24 protein-coding genes are annotated in these 22,602 nt (G+C 67.1%); 14 read left to right on the top strand and 10 right to left on the bottom strand.

Features of this window, described 5'->3' with window-relative positions; genetic code table 11:
- The first annotated feature begins 128 nt into the window (after nt 1–128).
- Together VXJ37_RS16535 and VXJ37_RS16540 are read left to right on the top strand one after the other, a co-directional pair.
- Nucleotides 129–1,013, top strand: coding sequence for a GAF and ANTAR domain-containing protein (locus VXJ37_RS16535; protein WP_331324128.1), 885 nt, complete (start codon nt 129–131; stop codon nt 1,011–1,013).
- On the top strand, nt 1,010–1,939 hold the full coding sequence (locus VXJ37_RS16540) for an SGNH/GDSL hydrolase family protein (RefSeq protein ID WP_331324129.1): 930 nt from the start codon (nt 1,010–1,012) through the stop codon (nt 1,937–1,939). Before VXJ37_RS16535 ends, VXJ37_RS16540 begins: the two co-directional genes overlap by 4 nt.
- 5 nt (nt 1,940–1,944) lie before the next feature.
- On the opposite strand, the gene VXJ37_RS16545 is transcribed toward VXJ37_RS16540, so the two are convergent.
- Nucleotides 1,945–3,297, bottom strand: a complete 1,353-nt coding sequence (locus tag VXJ37_RS16545) for a uracil-xanthine permease family protein (RefSeq protein WP_331324130.1) — start codon at nt 3,295–3,297, stop codon at nt 1,945–1,947.
- Nucleotides 3,298–3,499: 202 nt separating this feature from the next.
- On the opposite strand from VXJ37_RS16545, the gene VXJ37_RS16550 reads away from it, so the two are divergent.
- Entirely contained in the window at nt 3,500–4,105 is a 606-nt protein-coding gene (locus tag VXJ37_RS16550) for a malonic semialdehyde reductase (protein ID WP_331324131.1), read from the top strand.
- Between the two features lie 103 nt (nt 4,106–4,208).
- Nucleotides 4,209–4,724 carry a 2'-5' RNA ligase family protein gene (locus tag VXJ37_RS16555; protein WP_331324132.1) on the top strand — a complete coding sequence of 172 codons (516 nt, stop codon included), beginning with the start codon at nt 4,209–4,211 and terminating at the stop codon, nt 4,722–4,724.
- On the opposite strand, the gene pgm is transcribed toward VXJ37_RS16555, so the two are convergent.
- On the bottom strand, nt 4,721–6,385 hold the full coding sequence (pgm, locus tag VXJ37_RS16560) for a phosphoglucomutase (alpha-D-glucose-1,6-bisphosphate-dependent) (RefSeq protein ID WP_331324133.1): 1,665 nt from the start codon (nt 6,383–6,385) through the stop codon (nt 4,721–4,723). The genes VXJ37_RS16555 and pgm overlap by 4 nt on opposite strands.
- 239 nt (nt 6,386–6,624) lie before the next feature.
- Between pgm and VXJ37_RS16565 the strand changes: the two genes are divergently transcribed.
- The gene (locus VXJ37_RS16565) at nt 6,625–7,590 is read left to right on the top strand and encodes a nuclease-related domain-containing protein (protein WP_440589831.1); all 966 of its coding nucleotides are present in this window, start codon (nt 6,625–6,627) and stop codon (nt 7,588–7,590) included.
- Here the strand turns inward: VXJ37_RS16565 and VXJ37_RS16570 are convergent.
- Nucleotides 7,550–8,476 carry a LysR family transcriptional regulator ArgP gene (locus VXJ37_RS16570; RefSeq protein ID WP_331324135.1) on the bottom strand — a complete coding sequence of 309 codons (927 nt, stop codon included), beginning with the start codon at nt 8,474–8,476 and terminating at the stop codon, nt 7,550–7,552. The genes VXJ37_RS16565 and VXJ37_RS16570 overlap by 41 nt on opposite strands.
- A gap of 95 nt (nt 8,477–8,571) precedes the next feature.
- Here VXJ37_RS16570 and VXJ37_RS16575 point away from each other — a divergent pair, with 95 nt between their 5' ends.
- Together VXJ37_RS16575 and VXJ37_RS16580 are read left to right on the top strand one after the other, a co-directional pair.
- On the top strand, nt 8,572–9,144 hold the full coding sequence (locus VXJ37_RS16575) for a LysE/ArgO family amino acid transporter (protein ID WP_331324136.1): 573 nt from the start codon (nt 8,572–8,574) through the stop codon (nt 9,142–9,144).
- A gap of 34 nt (nt 9,145–9,178) precedes the next feature.
- The gene (locus VXJ37_RS16580; RefSeq protein ID WP_331324137.1) at nt 9,179–9,682 is read left to right on the top strand and encodes a DUF4190 domain-containing protein; all 504 of its coding nucleotides are present in this window, start codon (nt 9,179–9,181) and stop codon (nt 9,680–9,682) included.
- 62 nt (nt 9,683–9,744) lie between these two features.
- On the opposite strand, the gene VXJ37_RS16585 is transcribed toward VXJ37_RS16580, so the two are convergent.
- Nucleotides 9,745–10,443: a FadR/GntR family transcriptional regulator gene (locus VXJ37_RS16585; RefSeq protein ID WP_331324138.1), complete on the bottom strand. Its 699-nt coding sequence runs from the start codon at nt 10,441–10,443 to the stop codon at nt 9,745–9,747.
- A gap of 143 nt (nt 10,444–10,586) precedes the next feature.
- Between VXJ37_RS16585 and VXJ37_RS16590 the strand changes: the two genes are divergently transcribed.
- Genes VXJ37_RS16590 through VXJ37_RS16600 form a run of 3 tightly spaced genes read left to right on the top strand, consistent with a single transcriptional unit; the run spans nt 10,587 to nt 14,719 of the window.
- The gene (locus VXJ37_RS16590) at nt 10,587–11,957 is read left to right on the top strand and encodes an SLC13 family permease (protein WP_331324139.1); all 1,371 of its coding nucleotides are present in this window, start codon (nt 10,587–10,589) and stop codon (nt 11,955–11,957) included.
- Between the two features lie 34 nt (nt 11,958–11,991).
- Nucleotides 11,992–13,203 (top strand): CaiB/BaiF CoA transferase family protein, encoded by a 1,212-nt coding sequence (locus VXJ37_RS16595; RefSeq protein WP_331324140.1) that lies wholly within the window; start codon nt 11,992–11,994, stop codon nt 13,201–13,203.
- Between the two features lies 1 nt (nt 13,204).
- Nucleotides 13,205–14,719 (top strand): carboxyl transferase domain-containing protein, encoded by a 1,515-nt coding sequence (locus tag VXJ37_RS16600; protein WP_331324141.1) that lies wholly within the window; start codon nt 13,205–13,207, stop codon nt 14,717–14,719.
- A gap of 48 nt (nt 14,720–14,767) precedes the next feature.
- Here VXJ37_RS16600 and VXJ37_RS16605 read toward each other — a convergent pair whose 3' ends face one another.
- From VXJ37_RS16605 to VXJ37_RS16625, 5 genes are all read right to left on the bottom strand, one after another.
- Nucleotides 14,768–15,331 carry a dihydrofolate reductase family protein gene (locus VXJ37_RS16605; protein WP_331324142.1) on the bottom strand — a complete coding sequence of 188 codons (564 nt, stop codon included), beginning with the start codon at nt 15,329–15,331 and terminating at the stop codon, nt 14,768–14,770.
- A gap of 66 nt (nt 15,332–15,397) precedes the next feature.
- A complete protein-coding gene (locus VXJ37_RS16610; protein WP_331324143.1) occupies nt 15,398–15,847 on the bottom strand; it encodes a LapA family protein in 450 nt (149 codons plus the stop codon).
- A 197-nt stretch (nt 15,848–16,044) separates the two neighbouring features.
- Nucleotides 16,045–16,248, bottom strand: a complete 204-nt coding sequence (locus VXJ37_RS16615) for a hypothetical protein (RefSeq protein ID WP_331324144.1) — start codon at nt 16,246–16,248, stop codon at nt 16,045–16,047.
- A gap of 154 nt (nt 16,249–16,402) precedes the next feature.
- Entirely contained in the window at nt 16,403–16,627 is a 225-nt protein-coding gene (locus VXJ37_RS16620; RefSeq protein ID WP_331324145.1) for a hypothetical protein, read from the bottom strand.
- 139 nt (nt 16,628–16,766) lie between these two features.
- The gene (locus VXJ37_RS16625; protein WP_331324146.1) at nt 16,767–18,173 is read right to left on the bottom strand and encodes an amidase; all 1,407 of its coding nucleotides are present in this window, start codon (nt 18,171–18,173) and stop codon (nt 16,767–16,769) included.
- A 235-nt stretch (nt 18,174–18,408) separates the two neighbouring features.
- Between VXJ37_RS16625 and VXJ37_RS16630 the strand changes: the two genes are divergently transcribed.
- The 3 genes from VXJ37_RS16630 (at nt 18,409) to VXJ37_RS16640 (ending at nt 20,025) form a co-directional block, all read left to right on the top strand.
- Nucleotides 18,409–18,735 (top strand): rhodanese-like domain-containing protein, encoded by a 327-nt coding sequence (locus tag VXJ37_RS16630; protein WP_331324147.1) that lies wholly within the window; start codon nt 18,409–18,411, stop codon nt 18,733–18,735.
- Complete coding sequence (gene pheA, locus VXJ37_RS16635; protein ID WP_331324148.1) at nt 18,735–19,715, top strand: prephenate dehydratase; 981 nt, start codon at nt 18,735–18,737, stop codon at nt 19,713–19,715. Before VXJ37_RS16630 ends, pheA begins: the two co-directional genes overlap by 1 nt.
- A 94-nt stretch (nt 19,716–19,809) precedes the next feature.
- Nucleotides 19,810–20,025: a hypothetical protein gene (locus VXJ37_RS16640; protein WP_331324149.1), complete on the top strand. Its 216-nt coding sequence runs from the start codon at nt 19,810–19,812 to the stop codon at nt 20,023–20,025.
- A gap of 60 nt (nt 20,026–20,085) precedes the next feature.
- On the opposite strand, the gene VXJ37_RS16645 is transcribed toward VXJ37_RS16640, so the two are convergent.
- Nucleotides 20,086–21,156: a diacylglycerol/lipid kinase family protein gene (locus VXJ37_RS16645; RefSeq protein ID WP_331324150.1), complete on the bottom strand. Its 1,071-nt coding sequence runs from the start codon at nt 21,154–21,156 to the stop codon at nt 20,086–20,088.
- Between the two features lie 88 nt (nt 21,157–21,244).
- Between VXJ37_RS16645 and serS the strand changes: the two genes are divergently transcribed.
- The gene (gene serS, locus VXJ37_RS16650; protein ID WP_331324151.1) at nt 21,245–22,525 is read left to right on the top strand and encodes a serine--tRNA ligase; all 1,281 of its coding nucleotides are present in this window, start codon (nt 21,245–21,247) and stop codon (nt 22,523–22,525) included.
- The last annotated feature ends 77 nt before the right edge of the window (nt 22,526–22,602 follow it).

The raw sequence follows: 22,602 nt of genomic DNA on the forward strand, positions 1-22,602 counted from the left end.
CGCCGCTCCTCCCTAAGCTGGGAAATTCCCCCTTGTTTCCCCACTATCCATCTTCAAGCCGTTGACCGGTCGTATGCTTGGAGCAAAGGTTTTGCAGTGGGCCGGAGCGCTGATAGCAGGGCTGGAGCATGGCCGCTGATCCCACGGGGCAGGTTGGCTGGGGACCGCTTCCAGTTACCCCAGAGCCGGTTTTCGACAGCAAGGACGTCGAAGACTTCCTCTGGGAGGTCACCCGCGACTTCATGTCGGGTATCAAAGGTGAGCGCCGCAGCATCAGCTGGGCGGCCACCCTTTTCCGCCTGGGCAAGGCACGCACGCTCGCGGCCAGCACCGAGCAGGCGCGCGAGGCAGACCGGGAGCAATGCTCGTTTGCGGACGGCCCGGTCATGGAAGCTGTGCGCAGCGGGGAATTCGTCCTGCTCTCTGACCTCAGCCGGGACCGGCGCTGGCCCGGATACTCCAGCGCCGCTTCCGTCCACGGCGTGCAGTCCCTGCTTTCCGTTCCCATTCTTACCGAGGGCGTCACCAGCGCCGCCATCAGCCTTTACTCGCCTGCCCCGCATGCCTTTACCAGCGATGACCTGGTGCACAGCCAGAGCTACGCGCGCCAGGTGGCGCGTGCCCTCCGGGTTGTGGTCCGGGTGGCCGAACGCGCCGAAGCGACGGCAGGCCTCGCCGTCGTCCAAAGCTCGCTGGTGCTGGTGGACCTTGCGGTGCGCAGCCTCATGAACGAATACGGACTTTCGCGCGAGGGAGCGCTGCGCTTCCTTCAGACACAGGCGCTGCACCACGAAGTGGACCTGCGGGACGCGGCCCTGAACGTGGTGGCACCCTCAGGCCTGGAACGTGGGGGCGGGCAGCCGGCGGGGCTGCGGCAGGAAACGTACGACGGCGTGGCGGAGCTCCCGCGGCCGCCGGCGGCGGGGCGGGACTTTCCAACCGGAACGTCGCCCCGCAGGGACGCTGCGGCGGGGAAGGAACCCCCGTCCGCGGCAGAAGGGAGGACGGCATGACCGTCGAGAAGCAGGAAATGCGGCCCGTTGCACAAGGACCGGTCAGGCACCCCTGGCACCGGTTCGTTGCCCTTGGCGACTCCTACACGGAGGGAATAGGCGACCCCGAACCGCACAGCATGGGCGGACTCCGGGGCTGGGCGGACCGGGTGGCGGAGGAACTCGCCGATGGCCAGCCGGACTTCGCCTACGCCAACCTGGCCATTCGGGGGATGCTGCTGAAGCAGATCCTCGATGCCCAGCTGGAGCCGGCCCTGGCGTTGAAGCCCGACCTGGTCGCGATGTCCGGCGGCGGCAATGACATCATCTTCCGCCACGGCGACCCAGACAGGCTGGCGGAAAAGATTGACGAGGCCGTGGGAACCTTGGTTGGTACGGGCGCCACCGTGCTGCTGTACGCCGGCCCGGACTGGGGCAACACACCTGTCTTTGGAAAGATCCGCGGCCGTGTTGCCATCTACAACGAGCACCTGCACCGGATCGGGGCCCGGCACCACGCCATCATGGTTGACCTGTGGTGCCTGCCGGAGCTTCAGCACGCGGTGATGTGGGATCCTGACCGGCTGCATCTTTCCCCGCTGGGGCACCACTCCGTTGCCGTGGCCACCCTCAACGCCCTGGGAGTGGCGCATACGCTCAAGCCGCTCCAGCCCCGGCCGCTTCCGGCCCACGGATGGACGCAGGCCCGGGCCGAGGACCTGGTGTGGGCGCGGCAGTATTTCGTGCCGTGGGTGCTGAAGCGGCTGCGCCCCCGCCAGGCCGCCGGCCTCCTGTTGGCCAAGCGTCCGCAGCCGGAACCGATGTTCGGCCTGGGCCGCCCCGGTCCTTTCCCGCCAGAGCACCCCGGAGGGCATGCGTCCGGCGGAGCGGCAGGCTCACGACGCCCGGAGATAACGGCCGCGGAAGGAGCGGACAGGGTGGCCTGAAGCGTTTAGCGCTTCTTCGGTGCGCGCTTGGCTGCGGCCTTCATGGCAGCCTTCGCCGCGGGAGGCAGCACGCCCTGCTCGGTCTCGGGTTCGGCCACTGTTCCGCGCGCCTTCGCGATGGCCTTCATGCCGTGGTAAATCACCAACGCTGCCGCAGAGCCCAGGGCGATGCCGGTGAATTTCAGGTCGCCGATGGTCCACGTGTAGTCCGCGATGCCGATGATCAGTGCCACCGCGGCGGTGGTCAGGTTGACCGGGTTGGAGAAGTTCACCTTGTTCTGCACCCAGATCTTCACGCCCAGGATGCCGATCATGCCGTACAGCATGGTGGCCGCACCGCCCAGCACGCCCGCCGGGACGGTGGCGATGAGTTCGCCGAACTTCGGGGAGAAGCTGAGCAGGATGGCGAACATGCCCGCCACCCAGTAGGCCGCCGTCGAATACACTTTGGTGGCTGCCATGACGCCGATGTTTTCTGCATACGTGGTGGTGCCGGATCCGCCGCCGAAGCCGGCCAGCACGGTGGCGGCGCCGTCGGCCAGCAGCGCGCGCCCGGAGACGCCGTCGAGGTTCTGCCCCGTCATAGCAGCGACTGACTTCACGTGGCCAATGTTCTCCGCCACCAGTACCAGGACCACCGGGACAAAAAGGCCCAGGACGCCGATGTGGAACTCCGGGGTCTGGAAGTGCGGCAGGCCCACCCATGCTGCGGCGTCCATCTTGTCGTACTTCACCTCGCCGCGGAGCATGGCCACGAGGTAGCCCACCACCACGCCCACCAGGATGCTCAATCGGCCCAGGATGCCGCGGAACAGGACGCTGACCAGGATGATGGTGACCAGCGTGACCAGGGCCGTGACCGGCGCCGCGTCGAAGTTCTGCTTGGCCGCGGGGGCAAGGTTCAGGCCGATCAGGGCCACGATGGCGCCGGTGACGATGGGCGGCATCAGCCGGTTGATCCAGCCTGCACCGAACTTCTGCACCACCGCACCCACCAACGCCAGTGTGGTGCCGGCGAGGACCACACCGCCCAGGGCGCCGGGGATGCCGAACTGGGCCTGTGACGCGGTGATGGGGGCGATGAACGCAAAACTGGAGCCCAGGTAGCTGGGCACCCGGCCCTTGGTGACCACCAGGAACAGCAGCGTTCCGATCCCTGAGAAAAACAGTGTGGTGGCCGGCGGCATTCCGGTGATGATGGGCACCAGGAAGGTGGCGCCGAACATGGCCACCACGTGCTGCATGCCCACGCCGATGGTCAGCGGCCAGGCCAGGCGTTCATCCGGCGCCACCACCTGGCCGGGCTTGATGGATTTGCCGGTGCCGTGCAGCTTCCATTTGATTCCGAGCATGCTCATGGGAAGGAAAGCCTTTCAAAGGGGGATGCCGCGAAGGGGCGAAAATCGACTCGCTCCAGAATACCGCCAAGTTTTCCGGGACTGCCGCTGTGGCCAACGTCACCTGCCGCCGCGGGAAGAGGAGGAAAGCAGTTGAAGTTGCAACTATGGAAAGCAACAGAAGCCACCCCGCAGGCAGGGCGGCGCAGCGAAAGGTAAGCACATGACCATTGCCCATGATGAAGCGGTTATCGACTCCGCAGCCGTGGACGCCATCTTCGCCCAGGCCCGCACCGCCAACTCCTTCACCGGAGAGGTGACTGAGGAGCAGGCACAGGCCATCTACGAACTCACCAAGTTCGGCCCCACCGCGTTCAACTCCCAGCCGATGCGCGTCACCTACGTCCGCTCGGCCGAGGCCCGCGCCACCTTGGTGGACGCCCTGTCCCGCGGCAACCAGGCAAAGACGGCCTCCGCTCCCCTCGTGGCCATCCTCAGCTACGACACCGACTGGGCCGGTAAGTGGGATGACTTCCTCCCCGGCTACAACGCCCCCAAAGCCATGTACGACGCCGACCCGGCCCTCGCCGCAGCAACGGGCAACAACAACGCCCACCTGCAGGCCGGCTACTTCATCCTGGCCGTCCGCTCGCTCGGTTTTGCCGCCGGCCCCATGACGGGCGCCGACTTCGCCGCGATCGACGCCGCCTTCTTCCCCGCCGGGGACCAGAAGAGCTTCCTGGTGGTCAACATCGGCCAGCCCGGAGCGGAAGCCTGGGGCGAGGCCAAGCCCAAGTTCTCCTACGACGAGGCCGTCCGCACCGTCTAACAGTTTCCTCCTGATGCTCTATCACTTATGGTCCCTATCCACCCGGAATGGGGACCATAACTGATAGAGCATCGGTGTTTGAGGGGGGTGGGAGACTGGGGCCATGCCGATCCGGAACCTGATTTTCGTGGCCTTCGTGGAAGCGGTGGCCGAGGGCCGGGTCTTCCCGCGGACTGAGTGGCCGCTGCACATCACGCTGGTGCGGTTTGACGTTAAGTTCGACGTCGGCACTCCAGCAGGTGCCGATCCCGCCGACCCCATCGCGCGCCTTGCGGAGGGACCGGCCGCCGCAGCGCTTGGCGCGCCACTGACCATGGGGGAGGATGCCGCCTTTGGGCGCAACGGGTCCGTTCCCGTCAACCTCGTAGAGCCGCACCCCGCCCTGCAAACATTGCATGAGCAACTGGTTCAGGCGGTGTCGGACGTGGGCGGCAGAATCTTGACGCCGGCGCACACGCTCGCCGGTTACCGTCCCCACGTCTCTTACCACGGCACCAAGCGCCTCCACCCGGGCGACGCCGTCGTACTTGACCGCGTCGCCCTGGTGGACATGGCTCCCGGCGGCGACCACACCATCAGGCGCGTCCTCCGGCTCTGGAGCCGCGACGGTGAAAGCTAGGCGATGACGCTGTCCACCAGCGCCTTGGCCTCGGCCTGCACCTGCTTCAGGTGCTCCTCGCCCTTGAAGGACTCGGCGTAGATCTTGTAGACGTCCTCCGTGCCGGAGGGCCGGGCCGCGAACCAGGCGTTCTCGGTGACCACCTTCAGTCCGCCGATTGCTGCGCCGTTGCCGGGCGCCTCGGTGAGCTTGGCGGTGATTTCTTCGCCCGCCAGCGACGTCGCCGTGACGTCGGCAGCAGACAGCTTGCCCAGCTTGGCCTTCTGTTCACGGGTGGCGGCGGCATCGATCCGGGCATACACCGGCGCGCCGAACTGGTCCGTCAGCCCCTTGTACAGCTGGGACGGGGACTTGCCGGTAACCGCGGTGATCTCGGAAGCCAGCAGCGCCAGCAGGATGCCGTCCTTGTCCGTGGTCCACACGCTGCCGTCCAGCTTGTTGAAGGACGCGCCCGCGGATTCCTCGCCGCCGAACGCACCCTCGCCGGAGAGCAGCCCGGGCACAAACCACTTGAAACCGACCGGGACCTCGACGAGCTTGCGGCCCAGGCTCTCTGCCACGCGGTCGATGATGGAGGAGGACACCAGGGTCTTGCCCACCACGGAAGCAGGGTTCCAGCCGCTGCGGTTGCGGTAGAGGTAATCGATGGCCACGGCCAGGTAGTGGTTCGGGTTCATCAGGCCGCCGTCAGGAGTGACAATCCCGTGCCGGTCGGCGTCGGCGTCGTTGCCGGTGGCGATGTCAAAGGCGGGCTGGCCGGACGCTGCGGCGTCGGACATCCGCTGGATCAGGGACGCCATGGCGGACGGGGAGGAGCAGTCCATGCGGATCTTCTCGTCCCAGTCCAGGGTCATGAAGGCCCACTGCGGGTCCACCGTGGGGTTTACCACGGTGAGGTCCAGGTGGTGGCGTTCGGCGATCTCGCCCCAGTAGTCCACGGAGGCTCCGCCCATGGGGTCGGCACCGATCCGGACGCCGGCCTCCCGGATGGCGTCCAGGTTCAGGACGGACGGAAGGTCATCCACGTAGCTGGAGAGGAAGTCGAATTTGCCGGTGGTGTCCGCCGATTGGGCCTCGGCCAGCGGAATCCGCTTCACACCGCGCAGGCCGTTTTCGAGCAGCTCGTTGGCCCGGTTGGCGATCCAGCCCGTGGCGTCCGAGTCGGCGGGGCCGCCGTGCGGCGGGTTGTACTTGAAGCCGCCGTCGGCCGGCGGGTTGTGGCTCGGGGTCACCACGATGCCGTCTGCCTGGGGCGCGCCCGGCGCAGCTTTCCGGTTGTACGTAAGGATTGCGTGGCTCAGTGCCGGAGTGGGGGTGTAGCCATGCCGGGCGTCGACCAGGACCTGCACGCCGTTGGCGGCGAGCACCTCCAGGGCGGAGTTCTGCGCCGGCTCGCTCAGTGCGTGGGTGTCCTTGGCCAGGAACAGCGGACCGGTGACGCCCTGCGCTGCCCGGTACTCGACGATCGCCTGGGTGATGGCAACGATGTGCTGCTCATTGAAAGACGCCTTGAGGCTGGACCCGCGGTGCCCGGAGGTGCCAAACACCACGCGCTGACCGGGGTCACCCAGGTCCGGCGTGATGTCGTAATACGCATCAAGGAGCGCAGTGATGTCAACAAGGTCCTGGGGTTGGGCAACTGTACCCGCGCGGCTAGCCATGGCTCCAGCATGCCAGAACCTGGCAGGAGTCAAAACGACCCGCCCAAAATCCGGCCCCTGTGACACGCAATGACGCCGCCAAACAAGTAGTCCACCTGAGTACCTGGCCCGGAAAGTACCTATATACCGGCGCTCCGGCACCCTGCTAATTTCGAAAAAATTCCACGATGCAAACGAAAGGAACGGACGACGGCGGACCGTCGCAGTCGTCATTTCCGCCAAGGAAACGGGGACGTCCAATGGTGGCAGGAGACGGGGCAGCGGAGCAGTCCAGGCTCGCCGCCGAGCGGGTAGCCAGGCTGAAGCGCCGGCTGGACCACGCGGAGCGCTCCACGAAATCGTGGGACGCCGGTGCCGTGGGGGAGCGGGTGGTGGCGGACAAGCTCAGCGAGTTGGTGCCGCACGGCTGGTACGTGCTTCACGATGTCCACTGGCCGGGCCGTCCCAAAGCGAACCTGGACCACGTCCTGGTAGGGCCTGGCGGTGTGGTGGTGGTTGACTCCAAGAACTGGACCGGTGAGGTCCGGGTGGCATCGGGTGTGCTGTGGCAGGGCCGTTTTGCGCGGACCCAGGCAGTTGAAGGTGCCCTGGCCCAGTGCGCTGCCGTGGCCTCGGTGCTGACTCCGCCGCATCGCAGGCTGGTGCGGCCGCTCATCTGCATGGCCGCGCAGCCGGACCTGTTCGGGGTGACCAACTCGGACGTTGCCGTTGCGGGCTCCCAGCGGGTGGTGGCCGCCATCGAGGCGCTCCCTCCAGTGCTGGACCAGCAGGAGGTAGTGGGGCTGTACGCGCAACTTGGCCAGCAGCTCACGCACGAACAGGAGCCGGGCATCACCGCACTGCGGAACGTGCGTCCGGGAACCGTGGTGCGCCCCGCGGACGCTTTACCGCCCGGCGGCTCCACTGCAGTTCCCCGCGTGAAACCCGCGCCCCGGAAGGCGCCAGGACCGGACGGAACAGGACGAGACCAAAGCGCGGCCCGGCACCCTGCGGGCAAGGCCCTGCCCCCAAGGGCGGCAAATGGCGGACGACGGGCGGCGCAGCGGGCCGGAGGACCGGCAGGATCACGCGCCGGCGCCACTGCCGGCGCCCACGGCCGGAATGGCAGGGCCCGGCAGCGCGGCACCACCAGCGGAGGAAAACTGGCGCTGCTGGCCGCCTTCGTCATTTTCGCCGTCTATATCCTGCCCTACTTGGGCCGCTAGCCTCCCGGGTCCCTCCGGCCTGCAGTTGATCTGTCGCTGCGCTGCGGACGGCGGCAGTAACCCGGTTGAGCCGCTCCGAATCGAGGGTCCAGGCCTGCCAGTAAAGGGCCACGTCCTGGTGCCCGGCTTTTTCCAGCCGGACCAGCGCGCCGGACTCCAGCTCGTCCGTGAGCTGCAGCTCCGGGATCATCCCCCAGCCCAGGCCGGCGGTTACCGCGGTGAGGAATCCCTGCGAGGACGGGACCGTATGCGTGGGAGGTTGCCGGCTCACGCCCTTCGCCGCGAGGAGCTGCTGCTGCAGGTTGTCTTTCGCATTGAATTTCAGGACCGGCATGGCCGCCCAGTCGACGCCCCTTGAGGTGGCAAAACGGCGGTGCAGTGCGGGGGCGGCCACCGGGATGTACCGCATGGAACCGAGGAGCTCCACCCGGCACCCACTGACCGGGACAGGGTCCGAAGTGACGGCGCCCATGACCTCGCCCCCGCGCAGGAGTTGGCTGCTGTAGCCCTGGTCCTCCACATGGAGATCGAGGGCCGAGTCGTCCCATCCGGCGGCCTGCTGGAGCACGGGGATAAACCAGGTAGCCAGCGAATCGGCATTGACGGCCACCGGTAGATGGGCCCGGGAGGACGTTCCTGAGCCGAGTGCTGCGGCCGTTTCCGCCTCCAGCACCTGCACCTGGCGGGCCATCCGGAGCAGCAGGGCGCCGGCGTCAGTGGTGGTGCAGGGCAGACGGCGGCGCACCAGGACCTGTCCCACCGAGGCTTCCAGCGCCTTGATCCGCTGGCTGACGGCTGACGGCGTGATCCGGAGGAAATCCGCCGCTGCCTCGAACGTACCTTCGTCCACCACAGCGACGAGGGCCTTCAGGTGTTCCAGGTTCATGAAGATATTCTAAGGAAAGCGTAAAATTCTTTGTTTGCCTGCATGGAACGCAGCGTCCTACCGTCGTTGATATGTGGACCGCAGGAATAACCGGAATGCTGACAGGGCTCGCGCTGATCGTGGCGATCGGTGCGCAGAACGCGTTCGTGTTGCGGCAGGGGATCAGGCGGGAACACATCGGCGCCGTGGTAGCTGTCTGCATAGCCGGCGACGCCCTGTTGATCGTAGGCGGCACTGCGGGGATCGGGGCGCTGGCGACGCGGTTCCCCGGAGTGCTGGAGGTTCTGCGCTGGACCGGAGCGGCCTACCTGCTGTGGTTCGGGGTGCGGTCCTTCATGGCGGCTGCGAAACCCTCCGCGCTTTCGGAGCAGGGGCCCAGGTCAAAGAACTCCGTCCTTGCCACCACGGCAGCGCTGACCTTCCTCAATCCGCATGTCTACCTGGACACCGTGGTGCTGCTGGGAAGCGTGGCCAACCAGCAGGGCGCCGACCTGCGCTGGGTCTTCGCCGGCGGCGCAGTCGCCGGCAGCGTGCTGTGGTTCTCGGCCCTGGGGTACGGGGCGCGGACGCTGGCAGGTGTCCTCCACAGGCCGCAGACGTGGCGCTGGATCGACGCCGGGATCGGGGTCCTGATGGTCTTCCTGGCCATCCGCCTGGTCCTGCACTGAAGTAGGCTGTAGGCAGATTCGCAGGGGAGAAACCATGACCAACCAGCCATCCCAGGGACCTGACTACCAAGGCAATGGCTCGCCCTGGCCCGGCTACCAGCCGCCGGCCGGGAACAACCAGGGACAGTACGGCCAGCCCGACTATGGCCGCGGATCCTATGGCCAGGGACAGTTCGGGACCCCGCAGTACGTCCAGCGGCAGTACAACCAGCCCCAGTACAGTCAAGCCCAGTACAACCAGCCCCAGTACCTTGGCCAGCAGCCCTACTACGGCAGGCCGGAGCCGAAGACCCTGAGCATTGCCAGCATGGTCTGCGGCATCGCCTCGGTCATCATGGGCTGGCTGGTGCTTCCGCAGGTCGCCGCCATCATCACCGGCCATCTGGCCCTCCGCCGGGAACCTTCGGGCAGGGGCATGTCCATCAGCGGCCTGGTCCTGGGCTACCTGTGCCTGCTGGGCTACGGTGCACTGTGGCTGCTGCTCATCATTGGCCTGGCTGTCGCCGGCACGTCCGGTTCGAATACCGGCACTTTCTAGCCCCGGCCGGCCAAGGAAGCGGCGACGGCGGGACGGGCACTTCAGCCGGGCTGCCGGCGGCCCTAGCGGAGCAGTTCCACGTCAGAGACAAGGTCGATGTGGGCCAGCATGGCGTCCGCTGCTGCGGCCCCATCCTGGCCGCGGATGGCCTCGGCGATCTTCCGGTGCGAGGCCAGTGACTGCTCGGGGCGTCCGGGTTGGCCCAGCGATTCCATCCGGGTCTCCAGGATCATCTCCGCGATGAACGCCATCAACTGCGCCAACACCGACGAGTGCGCAGCTGCCGTGATGGCCTGGTGGAACAGCTCATCGCCGTGGGTGCCTCGGTCGCCGTCGTGGATTTCCTTTTCCATGACGTCCAGGGCGTTGTCGATGGCCACCAGGTCCTGGTCCGTCCGTCGTTCAGCGGCGAGGGCGGCAAGCTTCACTTCAAGCGTGCTGCGGGCTTCCACGATTTCCGGGAGGCGGCTCTGGTGCGCGCGCAGGCCTTTGATGACGGAGGCCACGCTGGGCCGCCTGGCCAGGACAGCCCCGGTGCCGTGCTGCACATCGATAACGCCAAGCACTTCAAGGGCCACCAGGGCCTGGGCCAGGGTGGCGCGGGAAACGCCGAGCCGCTCCGCGAGGTCGCGTTCTGCGGGCAGGAGGTCGCCGGGCTTCAACTGGGCGGACTCGATGTAGGCGAGGATCTGCTCCACCAGTTGCTCGTAGAGCCGGGGCCGCGTCACCCGTTCCAGGCCCAGCCGTGCCGTCTTTTCCACTAAGCCCTCCCTTGGGTCGTCGGGGTCCAGAATACCTCCTTCATCTATTGACAGATAGACTCACTGTCTAAGAGGCTAGTCCAGTGAGCCAGTAGCTCACGTCACACTCGCTCCCCCTAGCTTCCCCAAATGGAGGACCAAAGATGTCCGCTCCTGTCTTATCGATCATCATCCTGGCGGTGATGTTCCTGCTCGCCACCGTCCTGCCCCTGAACATGGGTGCGCTCGCGTTCGTGGGCGCCTTCCTCCTGGGCGCCGTAGTCCTTGGCATGTCCACCAACGAAATCCTGGCCAACTTCCCCGGCGGCCTCTTCCTGACCATCGTCGGCGTCACCTACCTGTTCGCCATCGCCCAGAACAACGGCACCATCGACCTGCTGGTCAGGGGTGCCGTCAAACTGGTGGGCAGCCGCGTTGCCCTTATTCCCTGGGTCATGTTCGCCATCACCGCCGTCATCACGGCCGTAGGCGCCCTGTCTCCCGCCGCCGTCGCCATCATTGCCCCGATCGCCCTGAGCTTCGCCGGCAAGTACAGGATCAGCCCGCTCCTGATGGGCATGATGGTCATCCACGGTGCGCAGGCAGGCGGATTTTCGCCCATCGCGGTCTACGGTGTCACCGTCAATGGCATCCTGGCCAAGACGGACCTGGCCTTCAGCCCAACGGCACTCTTCCTGTCCAGCTTCATCTTCAACCTGGTCATCGCCCTGGTGCTCTTCGCGGTCCTGGGCGGAAGGAACCTCCTGTCCTCCAGGGTGGGGCACTTCGTGGAGCAGGCAGCCGAAGCCCGGATCGCCGTCAGCGTCGGCGCCAAGGCAGCAGGTGGCGACGTTCCCTTCAAGGGCTTCGGCTCCGGCATGTACGGCCCGCGCGACCCCGCAGGCGACGGCGTCGCCGCCACCAAGGAGCGCAAGGACCGGATCCCGCAGCTGGTCACCATCGCCGGCCTGATCGTGCTGGCCGTGGTGGCCCTCGGCTTCAAGATGGACGTCGGGTTCGTATCCATCACCATCGCCATCGTGCTGGCCCTGGTATCACCCGCAGCCCAGAAGGGCGCCATCAACAAGATCAGCTGGTCCACCGTGCTGCTGATCTGCGGCATGCTGACCTTCGTGGGCGTACTGGAGGAAGCCGGCACCATCGAATTCGTTTCCAGCGGCGTTGCCGGAATGGGAATGCCGCTCCTTGCGGCCCTCATCATCTGCTTCATTGGCGCCGTGGTGTCCGCCTTTGCCTCCTCCACCGCCATCCTGGCGGCGCTCATCCCGCTGGCCGTGCCGTTCCTTTCCACTGGCGAGATCGGCGCGGTCGGCGTCATCTGCGCCCTGGCGGTCTCCGCCACCATCGTGGACGTCTCACCGTTCTCCACCAACGGTGCCCTGGTGCTGGCCAACGCGCCCGAGGGCGTGGACAAGGACCAGTTCTACAAGCGGATCCTCGGCTACAGCGGCGTAGTTATCGTGGCCGGTCCCGCCCTGGCCTGGTTGGCACTGGTGGTTCCCGGCTGGCTCTAGCCACCTCCGCCGCACTTTAGAAAGGAAACCCAGCATGTCTACAACCGAAACTTCCCAAGGACCCCTGGCCGGGCACCTCGTCGTCGACCTCAGCCGCGCACTGGCCGGTCCGCACGCCGGGATGATGCTGGCGGATCTCGGCGCCCGCGTCATCAAGGTGGAGAGTCCGGGGACCGGAGACGATACCCGGGGCTGGGGGCCGCCCTTCGTGGGGCCGGAGGACGACCTCCAGTCCACCTACTTCATGTCCTGCAACCGCAACAAGGAGTCCATCGCCCTGGACTTGAAGAGCAATGACGGGCAGGCGGTGCTGCGCGGCCTGCTGGAGCGCGCGGACGTGGTGATCGAGAACTTCCGGCCCGGGGTCATGGACCGGCTGGGCTTCTCCACCGCCGCCATGCACCAGCTCAACCCGCGGCTGGTCATCCTGTCCATTACCGGCTTTGGCCACGACGGGCCCGAATCACAGCGCAGCGGCTACGACCAGATCCTCCAGGGCGAAGCAGGCCTCATGTCCCTCACGGGCTCGGGACCGGACGATCCCCAGCGCGTGGGCGTCCCCATCGCGGACCTGCTTTCCGGGATGAACGGTGCTTTTGGTGTCCTCGCCGCTTTGGTGGAGCGGAACAGGACCGGGCAGGGCCAAGTGGTGCGGACCTCGCTGCTGGCATCGCTGATCGGGGTCCACGCCTTCCAGGGCACCAGGACCACCATCGCAGGTGAAGTCCCGCAGGCCCAGGGCAACCACCACCCGTCCATCGCCCCCTACGGCCTGTTCAACTGCAAGGACGGGAGCGTGCAGATCAGCGTCGGCAGCCAGAAGCTCTGGCAGTCCTTCGCCGCGGCCTTTGGCCTGGACCCGGCTGCCCCGGGCTTTGCCAGCAATGCGGAAAGGGTGCGGAACCGCGCCGAGGTGATTGCCGCCGTCGAACGCGCCTTTGCGGCCTACGGCGCCGTTGAGCTGCTGCAAAAACTGAACGACGCCGGGATCCCGGCAGGGAAGGTCCGCTCGCTGGACGAGGTGTACGCCTGGGAGCAGGTGGCGTCCCAGGGCCTGGTGGTTGACGTGGAGCATCCGCTGCTTGGAAAGATCAGCCTGCCCGGTCCGCCGCTGCGGTTCTTCGCACCCGGGGACGCGGCCGAAACCACCCGGACCGGCCACGACGCGCCCCCTCTGCTCAACGAGGACGGCGCCGCAATCCGCGAATGGCTGGGCCTGGGCGCCACGCCTGGCGGGTCCAAATAGCATGGCGACGGCAGAGAAGGTACGGCACATGAACGCAACCGAACTGCTGGACGCGGTGGTGGACCCAGGCTCGTTTGTCTCCTGGGACACCGAACCGGAACAGCCCGCGCTGTCGGAGGAGTACGCCAGGGACCTGGCCAAAGCCCGGGACCGCAGCGGCACCGACGAATCGGTCATCACCGGTGCGGGGCTGATCCGTGGACGACGGGTGGCACTGATCGTCAGCGAATTCTCCTTCCTGGCCGGCTCCATCGGGCATGCCGCGGCGGAACGGATCGTTGCCGCCGTCGAACGCGCCACCGCGGAGGGCCTGCCGCTGCTGGCCGGCCCTGCCTCCGGCGGAACCCGCATGCAGGAAGGGACACTCGCGTTCCTGTCGATGGTGAAGATTACCGGCGCTGTCCGGGCACACCGCCAGGCCGGGCTGCCCTACCTGGTGTACCTGCGCCACCCCACCACCGGCGGCGTCATGGCGTCCTGGGGATCGCTGGGACATATCAACGTGGCCGAGCCCGGAGCCCTGCTGGGATTCCTGGGCCCGCGAGTGTACGAGGCCCTCTACGGCGAAGCGTTCCCGGAGAACGTGCAGGTCGCCGAGAACCTCTTCCACAAGGGGCTGATCGACGGCGTGGTGGAGCCCGGGGACCTGGCCGACCTTGTGGCCCGGGCGCTGGACATCCTCTCTCCCGGACATCCGGCGGCTGCGCCACCTGCTCCGCCCAAAACCCTGAACATCCGGCCGGCGGCCGTTGACGCCTGGACCTCCATCGAGCTCTCCCGGCGGCCCCGCCGCCCTGACCTGCGCCAACTGCTGAAGTTCGGCGCCAGGGACGCGCTGCCCCTCAATGGGACGGGGCAGGGCGAGAAGGACCCGGGTCTGCTGCTGGCGTTGGCGCGCTTCGGCAGCCAGTCCTGCATCGTGCTCGGACACGCGCGCCCCCTGCGGAAGGACGCTGCCGGGATGGGACCAGGCTCGCTGCGGGAGGCACGCCGCGGAATGAAGCTGGCGGAGGAGCTGCGGCTGCCCCTGCTCACCGTCATCGACACTGCCGGCGCAGCCCTTTCCCAGGAAGCGGAAGAGGGCGGGCTTGCGGGGGAGATTGCCCGCTCACTGCATGAACTGATCGGTCTGGAATCGCCGTCGGTCTCTGTGCTGCTGGGCCAGGGTGCCGGGGGAGGGGCACTGGCCCTGCTGCCCGCGGACCGCACCATCGCGGCCCAGCACAGCTGGCTGTCGCCGCTGCCCCCGGAAGGTGCCAGCGCCATCGTCCACCGGACCACGGCGTTCGCCCCGGCCATGGCGGAGGCGCAGGGGGTCAACGTCGCCGCGCTGTATGCGAACGGCCTGGTGGACCACATTGTTGACGAGCGCGGCGATGCCTCACTGGAGCCACGCGGATTCTGCACCCGGATGGCTCGGGCCATCGAGTTCGAGCTGGCGTCCGTCGCGGGTGTCCCGGTGCCTGACCTCCTGGCCGTCCGCGTCCGCAAGTTCGCCAATCTGGGAAGCCGCTGACGCGTGCCGGACGCGTGCCGGGCGCATGGGGCGGGGCCGCTTCCGCTCCTACCCCCGGTCCGGAATGTACAAAGCCATCAGGACGCCGGTGGGCGTGTGTTCCGCTTCGATGAGCCGCAGCACCGCGTGGCTGCCACCGGCGAACAGCCGTTGGCCGCTGCCCAGCACCACGGGATGGATCATGAGCAGGTACTCATCGATCTGGTCGGCGGCCATCAGTGAGCGGATCAGGACGCCGCTGCCCATAATCACCAGGGTCGGCCCCGGGCCCTCCCTGAGTTCCTGCACAGCGGCGGAAACGTCGCCGTGCAGGAGGGTGGAGTGGGGCCATTCGAGTTTGGTGTCGGGATTGCTGGAAGCCACGTATTTGGGCGTGTTGTTCAGGGCTTCCCTGAAGGGGCCGCCCCTGGTGTTCCAGGACTGGAGCAGCTGTCCATAGGTGTGCCGCCCAAACAGGAAGGCATGATCTTGGCCCATCCGTTCGCCCATCTTCCGGACGGTCGCCTGGTCAGCGTAAGGAACCGCCCAGCCGCCGCGGCTGAAGCCGCCCCTGGTGTCTTCGTCCGCCCGCCCGGGTCCCTGCATGACGCCGTCGAGCGTCACGTGGTTCATGACAACCACCTTGCCCACCGCCGCCACCTTTTCCGCGCGCAGTCCACCGGCGTCAGCCGGTGAGGCCTAGCGCCGTTGCCGCACCCGGTCCCGGTGGACGTTCCTGCGAAGCTGCAGGATGCGGGCGCCGCCGGCTGCTGCCACCAGCACGCCTCCGGTTACGGCGGCGATGAAAAGTGCCATGCCCAGCGGGACGGAACCCTCGAAACCCAGGAACTTCACCAGGACCAGTTCCTGGTTTTGCAGGATGAAGATGATCAGCAGGATCAGCAGCACCAGGGCTGCCACGACGGCGGCCCAGATGACACCCGTGCGCGTGACTTTCCGTTCCGGGGCCACGCCGGCGCCCGGGCTCGTTCCCGTGGCGGGCGTTCCCGGCTCACCGGGGGCATATGAGGGGGCGTTGCCGTATGTCCCGGCACGGTCTGCTGAGGCCCTGCCCACGTTCGACGGCGTCTGGCCGGCTTCGGTCTCCGGCCGCCCGTCCGGCCCCGGACTGTACTGTCCTGCGCTCATGCCCGTCCCCTTTCCCAGAATGCTAAGCATGCTTATGTTTCAACCATAGACGCCGGGGTTGCCGCAGCACAACGCCCGGCGCCGGGGCGCGGGGCGGCAAAGCTGCGCCGGGGACGGAATCGGGTCCCGCGAGTAGAGGGGTCCCCGAGCGGGAACCCCTCCTTTGGACCCACGCCGGGCCTGGATGGACCCGGGTGTCACACCCTCTCTTTGCTCCGTTCAGCGGAAGGGGTGCGTGGTGCAGGCGTCCGGCGCCACTTGGGGAAGGCCCAGAAGGTGAAGTCCTGTGCCTTGACCGGTTCCTCCGGAGTCTTTTCGGGAGTTGCCGGTTCCGCTTCAGGCTGGCGCTTGGTTTCTTTCCTCGCGCCCCACCCGAAGTCCTTGTTCGATGCGTAGCACATCACAGACCTCCTTGATGGTGACTGCCCTTTAATCGTCCTCCGGTTTGTGACGGGAGTCGATAGGCCGGCGAAGGTCAGGGGCCCGGGGAGGCAAATCCGCCAACGCGCGGCATGGCGGCCAGCCGGCTTCCGGCCAGGCTTTCAGGGCGCCGGGTCAGCTGCCGCGCACCACGTCCTGCGCCTCCTGCGGGCGGTGGAACTCGCAGGGCCCCTGGTGCCGCAGGGGGAGGAGGCAGGTCCGGCCGGTGGGCAGATGCACCAGGGCGCACCGGCCCGTCATGGCCAGGTCCTCGCGGACGTTGGAGTTGTTCAGGTCCGGCCGCTCGTCGTCGGCCGTTTCGGTGGTTCCGGCGCTGGCAGCAGGGTCTTCTGCGTTCATGGTGGGGCAACTCCTCATCGGGCGTAGGGCGAATGGAGGGTGCTGAATGGTGCTTTTTCCAGTCTGCGCCGTGGGCGTTACGCGCGGGTTAAGTGGCCGTTAGGTTCAGGTCAACAACGGCCAACAGCCCGGGCTGGCGTCAGTATCCCAGTTGGTGCGCCACCTGCAGGAGGAGTGCCTCCGAGCCCATCGGACCCACCAGTTGGATGCCCATGGGAAGCCCGTTGCCGGGGCTCCCGCCGGTCCAGTGCACGGGAATGGTGACGGCCGGCAGGCCGCACACGTTGACCATGGAGGACCAGGGCGCGAATTCGCACTGCTTGCGGTAGTCGCCGTCTGCATCGCCCGGCCACTGCGCCGCGGGCCATCGCTCACTGCCATGTCCGGTGCCGGTAAACCATCCCACCGGCCGCGGCGTCTGCGCCTGTGCCGGCATCAGCATGAGGTCCCACTGCCCGTACTGGGTTACGGTGTCGTGCTGGAACTGCCGGAGGAAGGCCAGCGCTTCTGCCAGTTTCGCGGGGCTGCGCTGCTGGGCGCGCCGCCGGAAAGTCCGGGTCAGGGGTGCCAGCAGGGCTTCCCGCGTGGGGCTGATCCTCGCCGCGCCAACCCCGGCGGTCCAGGCCGTGGTGAAGGCGTCAGGGTAGCGGTTGTCATAACGGATGGCAGCCTCGCCAAGGACATGCCCCGCGTGCTCCAGGAGGGCGATGCCGGCGCGGAGGGCGTCAAATGCCTCGGCCTCCGGAGCGAACGGAAAGGTGCCCGACCAGGGGCTGTCCAGCGTGACGCCGATGCGGAGCCGGGAAGGCTCCTGGCGCAGTGCCTGGAGGTATCCGTTCCCCGGCGCCAGCGCATCCATCATCAGTGCTGCATCCTCCGCGCTGCGCGCAAGGGGCCCGGGCACCACCAGTCGGGCCGGATCTCCCGCGCTTTCCCCGGCCAGCACCAGGCCCCGGCCCGGCTTAAGCCCCACCAGCCCGCACGCCGCCGCCGGAATCCTGACCGACCCGCCGCCGTCGGTCCCCGGTGCGAACGGCAGCAGCCCTGCCGCCACCGCCGCGGCGCTGCCGCCGGACGAACCTCCAGAACTCCTGCTGGGGGCATGGGGATTGCGCGACGGCGGTGCAATGCGGTTTTCGCTGTAGGCCGTCAGTCCGAATTCGGGCACCTGCGTCTTGCCCAGGGTGATCACGCCGGCGTCCTTGAAGAGGGACACCAGGGGAGCGTCCGACGGCGCAGGTTTGTGCTCCAGGGCCGCACTGCCATGCGTGGTCACCACCCCGGCCACGTCGGTGAGGTCCTTGAAGGCCAGGGGCATGCCGTGCAGCAGCGGAAGGTCGCTGTCCACGGCGCGGGAGTACCAGGCATCGGCTGCCCGTGCCTGTTCCATGGCCTGGTCCCCGGTGACGGTAATGAAGGCGCCCAGGCGGGGGTTCTGCTGCCCGATCCGCGCGAGGAAATGGGTGGCGGCATCTGCGGCGGAGACTGTTCCACTTCGCAGGAGATTCCGCAGCTGCACTGCCGAAAGGTCGTGGAGTTCAGCCACGAAGATGTGCCCTCCGCTGCGGCTCCGGGGTGTTCCGTTCCGTCCGTGCGCTCGGACGCGGCGGTCGCGCGGTGATGGCCGCGGGCTTTCGGAACATGGAAACCTCCTTGTGCTTCACCAGCCTAACCCGCTGCTTTCCGGCATCTGTTTCGAGCGTGACGCCTCCGGTCGGGGCGGAAGCAGGTGGAAGGGATAGGCTTAAAAGTGACTCTGATCCGCCAAGACAGGACTTCCGATGAGTGATTTCGATACCGTCCCCGTCCATGACGTCCCCACCGACGCGGTAATCCTGGACGTCCGTGAGGACTACGAGTGGGTTGCCGGACATGCTGACGGCGCACTCCACATCCCCATGGACCAGGTCCCGGCCCGGCTGGCCGAGCTCGATCCCGATGAGGACGTCTACGTCATCTGCCGCACCGGCGGCCGGTCCTTCCGCGTTGCCCAGTGGCTCACGGGCCAGGGGTACACCGCCATCAACGTCGCCGGAGGAATGGACCAGTGGCTCGAATCCGGCAAGCCCCTGGTCTCGGACAACGGACTCAAGCCATTGGTGCTTTAGTGCCCGCTGCTTCCCGTACCTACGCCTTCCTGGGGCCGGAAGGCACTTTCACGGAGGCCGCCCTCCTGCAGGTTCCGGACGCGCTCCAGGCGATCCGCATTCCCGCGTCCAACGTCAACGCTGCCCTGGACCTGGTGCGGGACCGGGTGGCGGACGCTGCGATGGTTCCAATCGAGAACTCGGTTGAGGGCGGAGTCACTGCCACCCTGGATGCAATTTCGGGCGGTCCCGAACTCCGCATCGTCCGCGAGGTCCTGGTACCCATCACCTTCGTCCTCGTGGCCAGGCCCGGTGTGCGGGTGGAGGACGTGCGGAGAATCTCCACGCACGGACACGCCTGGGCGCAGTGCCGGCTGTGGATGGACAAGAACATCCCCGAAGCAGAATATGTCCCGGGGTCCTCCACTGCGGCCGCCGCCGTGGGCCTGCTGGACAACGACTGCCACTATGACGCCGCCATTTGTGCTCCCCTCGTTGCCCAGGAACATGCCGGGTTGTCGGTCCTGGCGGAAAACATTGGCGACAATCCCGGCGCCGTGACCCGCTTCATCCTGGTCAGCCGCCCGGAAGTGCTTCCCGCCCGCACCGGCGCGGACAAAACCACGGTGGCTGTCCCGCTGCCGGAGGACCGCCCGGGCGCACTCATGGAGATCCTGGACCAGTTCGCCAGCCGCGGCGTCAATCTCAGCCGGATCGAATCCCGCCCCACAGGACAGTACCTGGGGCACTACTTCTTCAGTATTGACGCCGACGGCCACGTGGCCGACGCCCGGGTGGCTGATGCGCTGGCAGGACTGCACCGCATCAGCCCGGCGACGCGCTTTTTGGGCTCCTACGCCAGGGCGGACGGCCAGGCCTCCCAGGTGGCGGCACACACCTCAGATGAAGCGTTCTCGGCCGCCCAATCCTGGGTTGAATCCATCCTGGCGGGGGAACGCCCCGCAGGTGAAAACGGTTTTGCGGCTTCGCCAACAGCGTAGGCAAAAGCGCTTCGAAGTACTTCCCCGGGCTGTGGACAATGCGTATGCTTGCCTGATCCACACGGGGTATGGCCCCTGACGAAGGGAGAGGGTCATGACCAGCAGCACCGAAAACGACGGCCAGGGGATGATCGTCAACCCCAAGCCGTCGGGAGACAACCAGGACTGGGACGGGGACGACGCGGACCGGGCTGACCGCCTGCGCTTCGAAGAGGAGCAGGCCATGATCCGCGAGCAGTCCGAAGCCCATGCTGCCGCCAAGCACGGCACGCACGTGGAGAAGGAACCAGAGGAGAAAACCGGCTCCTGAAAAGGCCGTCATCCGGATGCCTGCCCTCCCATAAGCGGGCGCCAACGTAGCCCAGTGTCTCTATCCCACCGCTGCCTGGACCTGCCCTTTCACCCTGACCAGGAGTGACCGGGGCTCTACCCGCACCGTGAGCTGCGTCGCCTCACCTGACGTATCGCCGTCGAGCTGTGTGGGCATGGGCTCGGGGCACTTGATGACCACCTTGGTGGACCGGTACACGGTCATGATGGGCAGCTTTCCGCTGTGCTTGAACATGATCTTCATGTACATCAGCAGCCAGCCAAGGGCGCTGCGGGGACTCATCACCACCACGTCCAGCATGCCGTCGTCGATCATGGCCTGCGGAATGAAATCGATGCCGCCCGGCACCAGGCCGCAGTTGGCGAACAGCACGCTGCGGATGTTCCGGATCTGCTCCGGGCTGCCGTCCAGGGCGATGGATACCTTCTTGCGCCGGCCCGGGAGGTGGCGGACGCCGGCCTCCGTGTAGGCGAGCCAGCCCACGGCCTTCTTCAGCCCAGCGTTGGTGTCCGCCAGCACCTCCGCGTCCATGCCGATGCCCGCGATCACCAGGAACAGGTGTTCCGAGTAATGGCCGGTACGGGAGTTCTCGATGGCCATCCGGGCGGTGTCGATGTAGCGCTGGCGGCCGAAAAGTGCGGTCTGGATGTTGCCATGCAGATCGTTGACGTCCAGGTCCACGTTGCGTGCCAGCAGGTTTCCCGTGCCCAGGGGGATCAGGCCCATCGCCACGTCGGTGTGGGCCAGGGCCTCAGCCACCACGCGTACAGTGCCGTCGCCGCCGCCCACCAGGACGACGTCGGGCTTGGCTGCAAGGGCCGCCTGCATCTGGGAGAAGCCGGGGTCCTCCGCCGTGGTTTCGAAAAAGACCGGCTCTTCCCAGCCGGCTGCCAGGCAGGCCCGCTGGATAGTTGCCCTCGCCTCGGCTGCCCGCGCCTTGATGGGATTCAGGACCACGGCCACCCGCTGCAGCCCCAGCCCGGAGTCGTACGCTTCGCCGGCCACGGTGCTGCGCACATGCAGGGCCTTGAGGCGCCGCACCCCCCACCAGCTGGAGGTGGCGAAGGCAAGCGCCACCGCAATCAGCAGGTAGAGAATCCAGTCGCTCATGGTGCTTCAACAGTAGCCCGGCGCACGGCGGGCGGGGGCACGGAGCCCGCAGCCCGCCGTCGTGCACCGAATTGGATACCCTTGTCTGGTGATCGACGTAAAAGACCTCAGCGAAAACCCGGACAAGTACCGTGCCAGCCAGCGTGCCCGCGGCGCGGACGAATCAGTGGTGGACGCGATCATCTCCGCGGACTCCACCCGCCGTGCCGCCCTGCTCCGCTTCGAAAACCTCCGCGCGGAACAGAACGTGTACGGCAAGAAGGTAGCCAAAGCCAAGGGCGAGGAGAAGCAGGCCCTGCTGGCCGAGGTCAAGGAGTTGGCCAATTCCGTCAAGGCAGCCTCCGCCGAGGCCGATGCCGCCCAGCTCAAGCAGGAAGAACTGCTGCGCACCATCCCCAACCTGGTGGAGGACGGCGTTCCCGAGGGCGGCGAGGATGACTACGTGGTGGTCAAGACCGTCGGCACGCCCCGCGAATTCCCCGACTTCGAGCCCAAGGACCACCTGGAGATCGGTGAACTGATCGGCGCGATCGACATGGAACGCGGCGCCAAGGTCTCCGGCGCCCGCTTCTACTTCCTCAAGGGCGTTGGAGCCCGGCTGGAAATGGCCCTGCTGCAGATGGCCATGGACCAGGCCATCGAGGCGGGCTTCGTCCCGATGATCACCCCCACCCTGGTGCGTCCGGAGACCATGCAGGGCACGGGCTTCGACGTGAAGCACGACGCCGAGATCTACCGTCTCGCCGAAGACGACCTTTACCTCGTGGGCACCTCCGAGGTGGCACTGGCTGGATACCACGCGGACGAGATCCTGGACTTCTCCGCCGGTCCCATCCGCTACGCCGGCCAGAGCTCCTGCTACCGCCGGGAGGCCGGTTCGCACGGCAAGGACACCCGCGGCATCATCCGCGTACACCAGTTCAACAAGGTGGAGATGTTCATCTACACCACCGTTGAGGAGGCCGCCGCCGAACACCAGCGCCTGCTGGCCTGGGAAGAGGAGATGCTGGCCAAGTGCGAGCTGCCCTACCGGGTGATTGACACCGCGGCAGGCGACCTGGGCACTTCGGCCGCACGCAAGTACGACTGTGAAGCCTGGGTCCCCACGCAGGGCGCCTACCGCGAACTGACCTCCACCTCCAACTGCACCACCTTCCAGGCCCGCCGCCTGAACATCCGCGAACGCATCGTCAACGCTGAAGGGGTCTCCAAGGGCACCCGTGCTGTGGCCACCCTGAACGGCACGCTGGCCACCACCCGCTGGATCGTGGCCCTGCTGGAGCACCACCAGAACCCGGACGGCTCGGTCAACGTGCCCAAGGCCCTGCAGAAGTACATCGGCGGCCTCGAGGTCCTCCCGGTCCTGTAGTTTTTCCTCGCTGGTGCACCCGGACCTGGACAGTGCACCCTTGAGTGGACAGTGCACCCCCGAATTCGGGGGTGCAC

This window comes from Pseudarthrobacter phenanthrenivorans, from assembly GCF_036455295.1.
Taxonomy (GTDB): Bacteria; Actinomycetota; Actinomycetes; order Actinomycetales; family Micrococcaceae; genus Arthrobacter; species Arthrobacter phenanthrenivorans_C.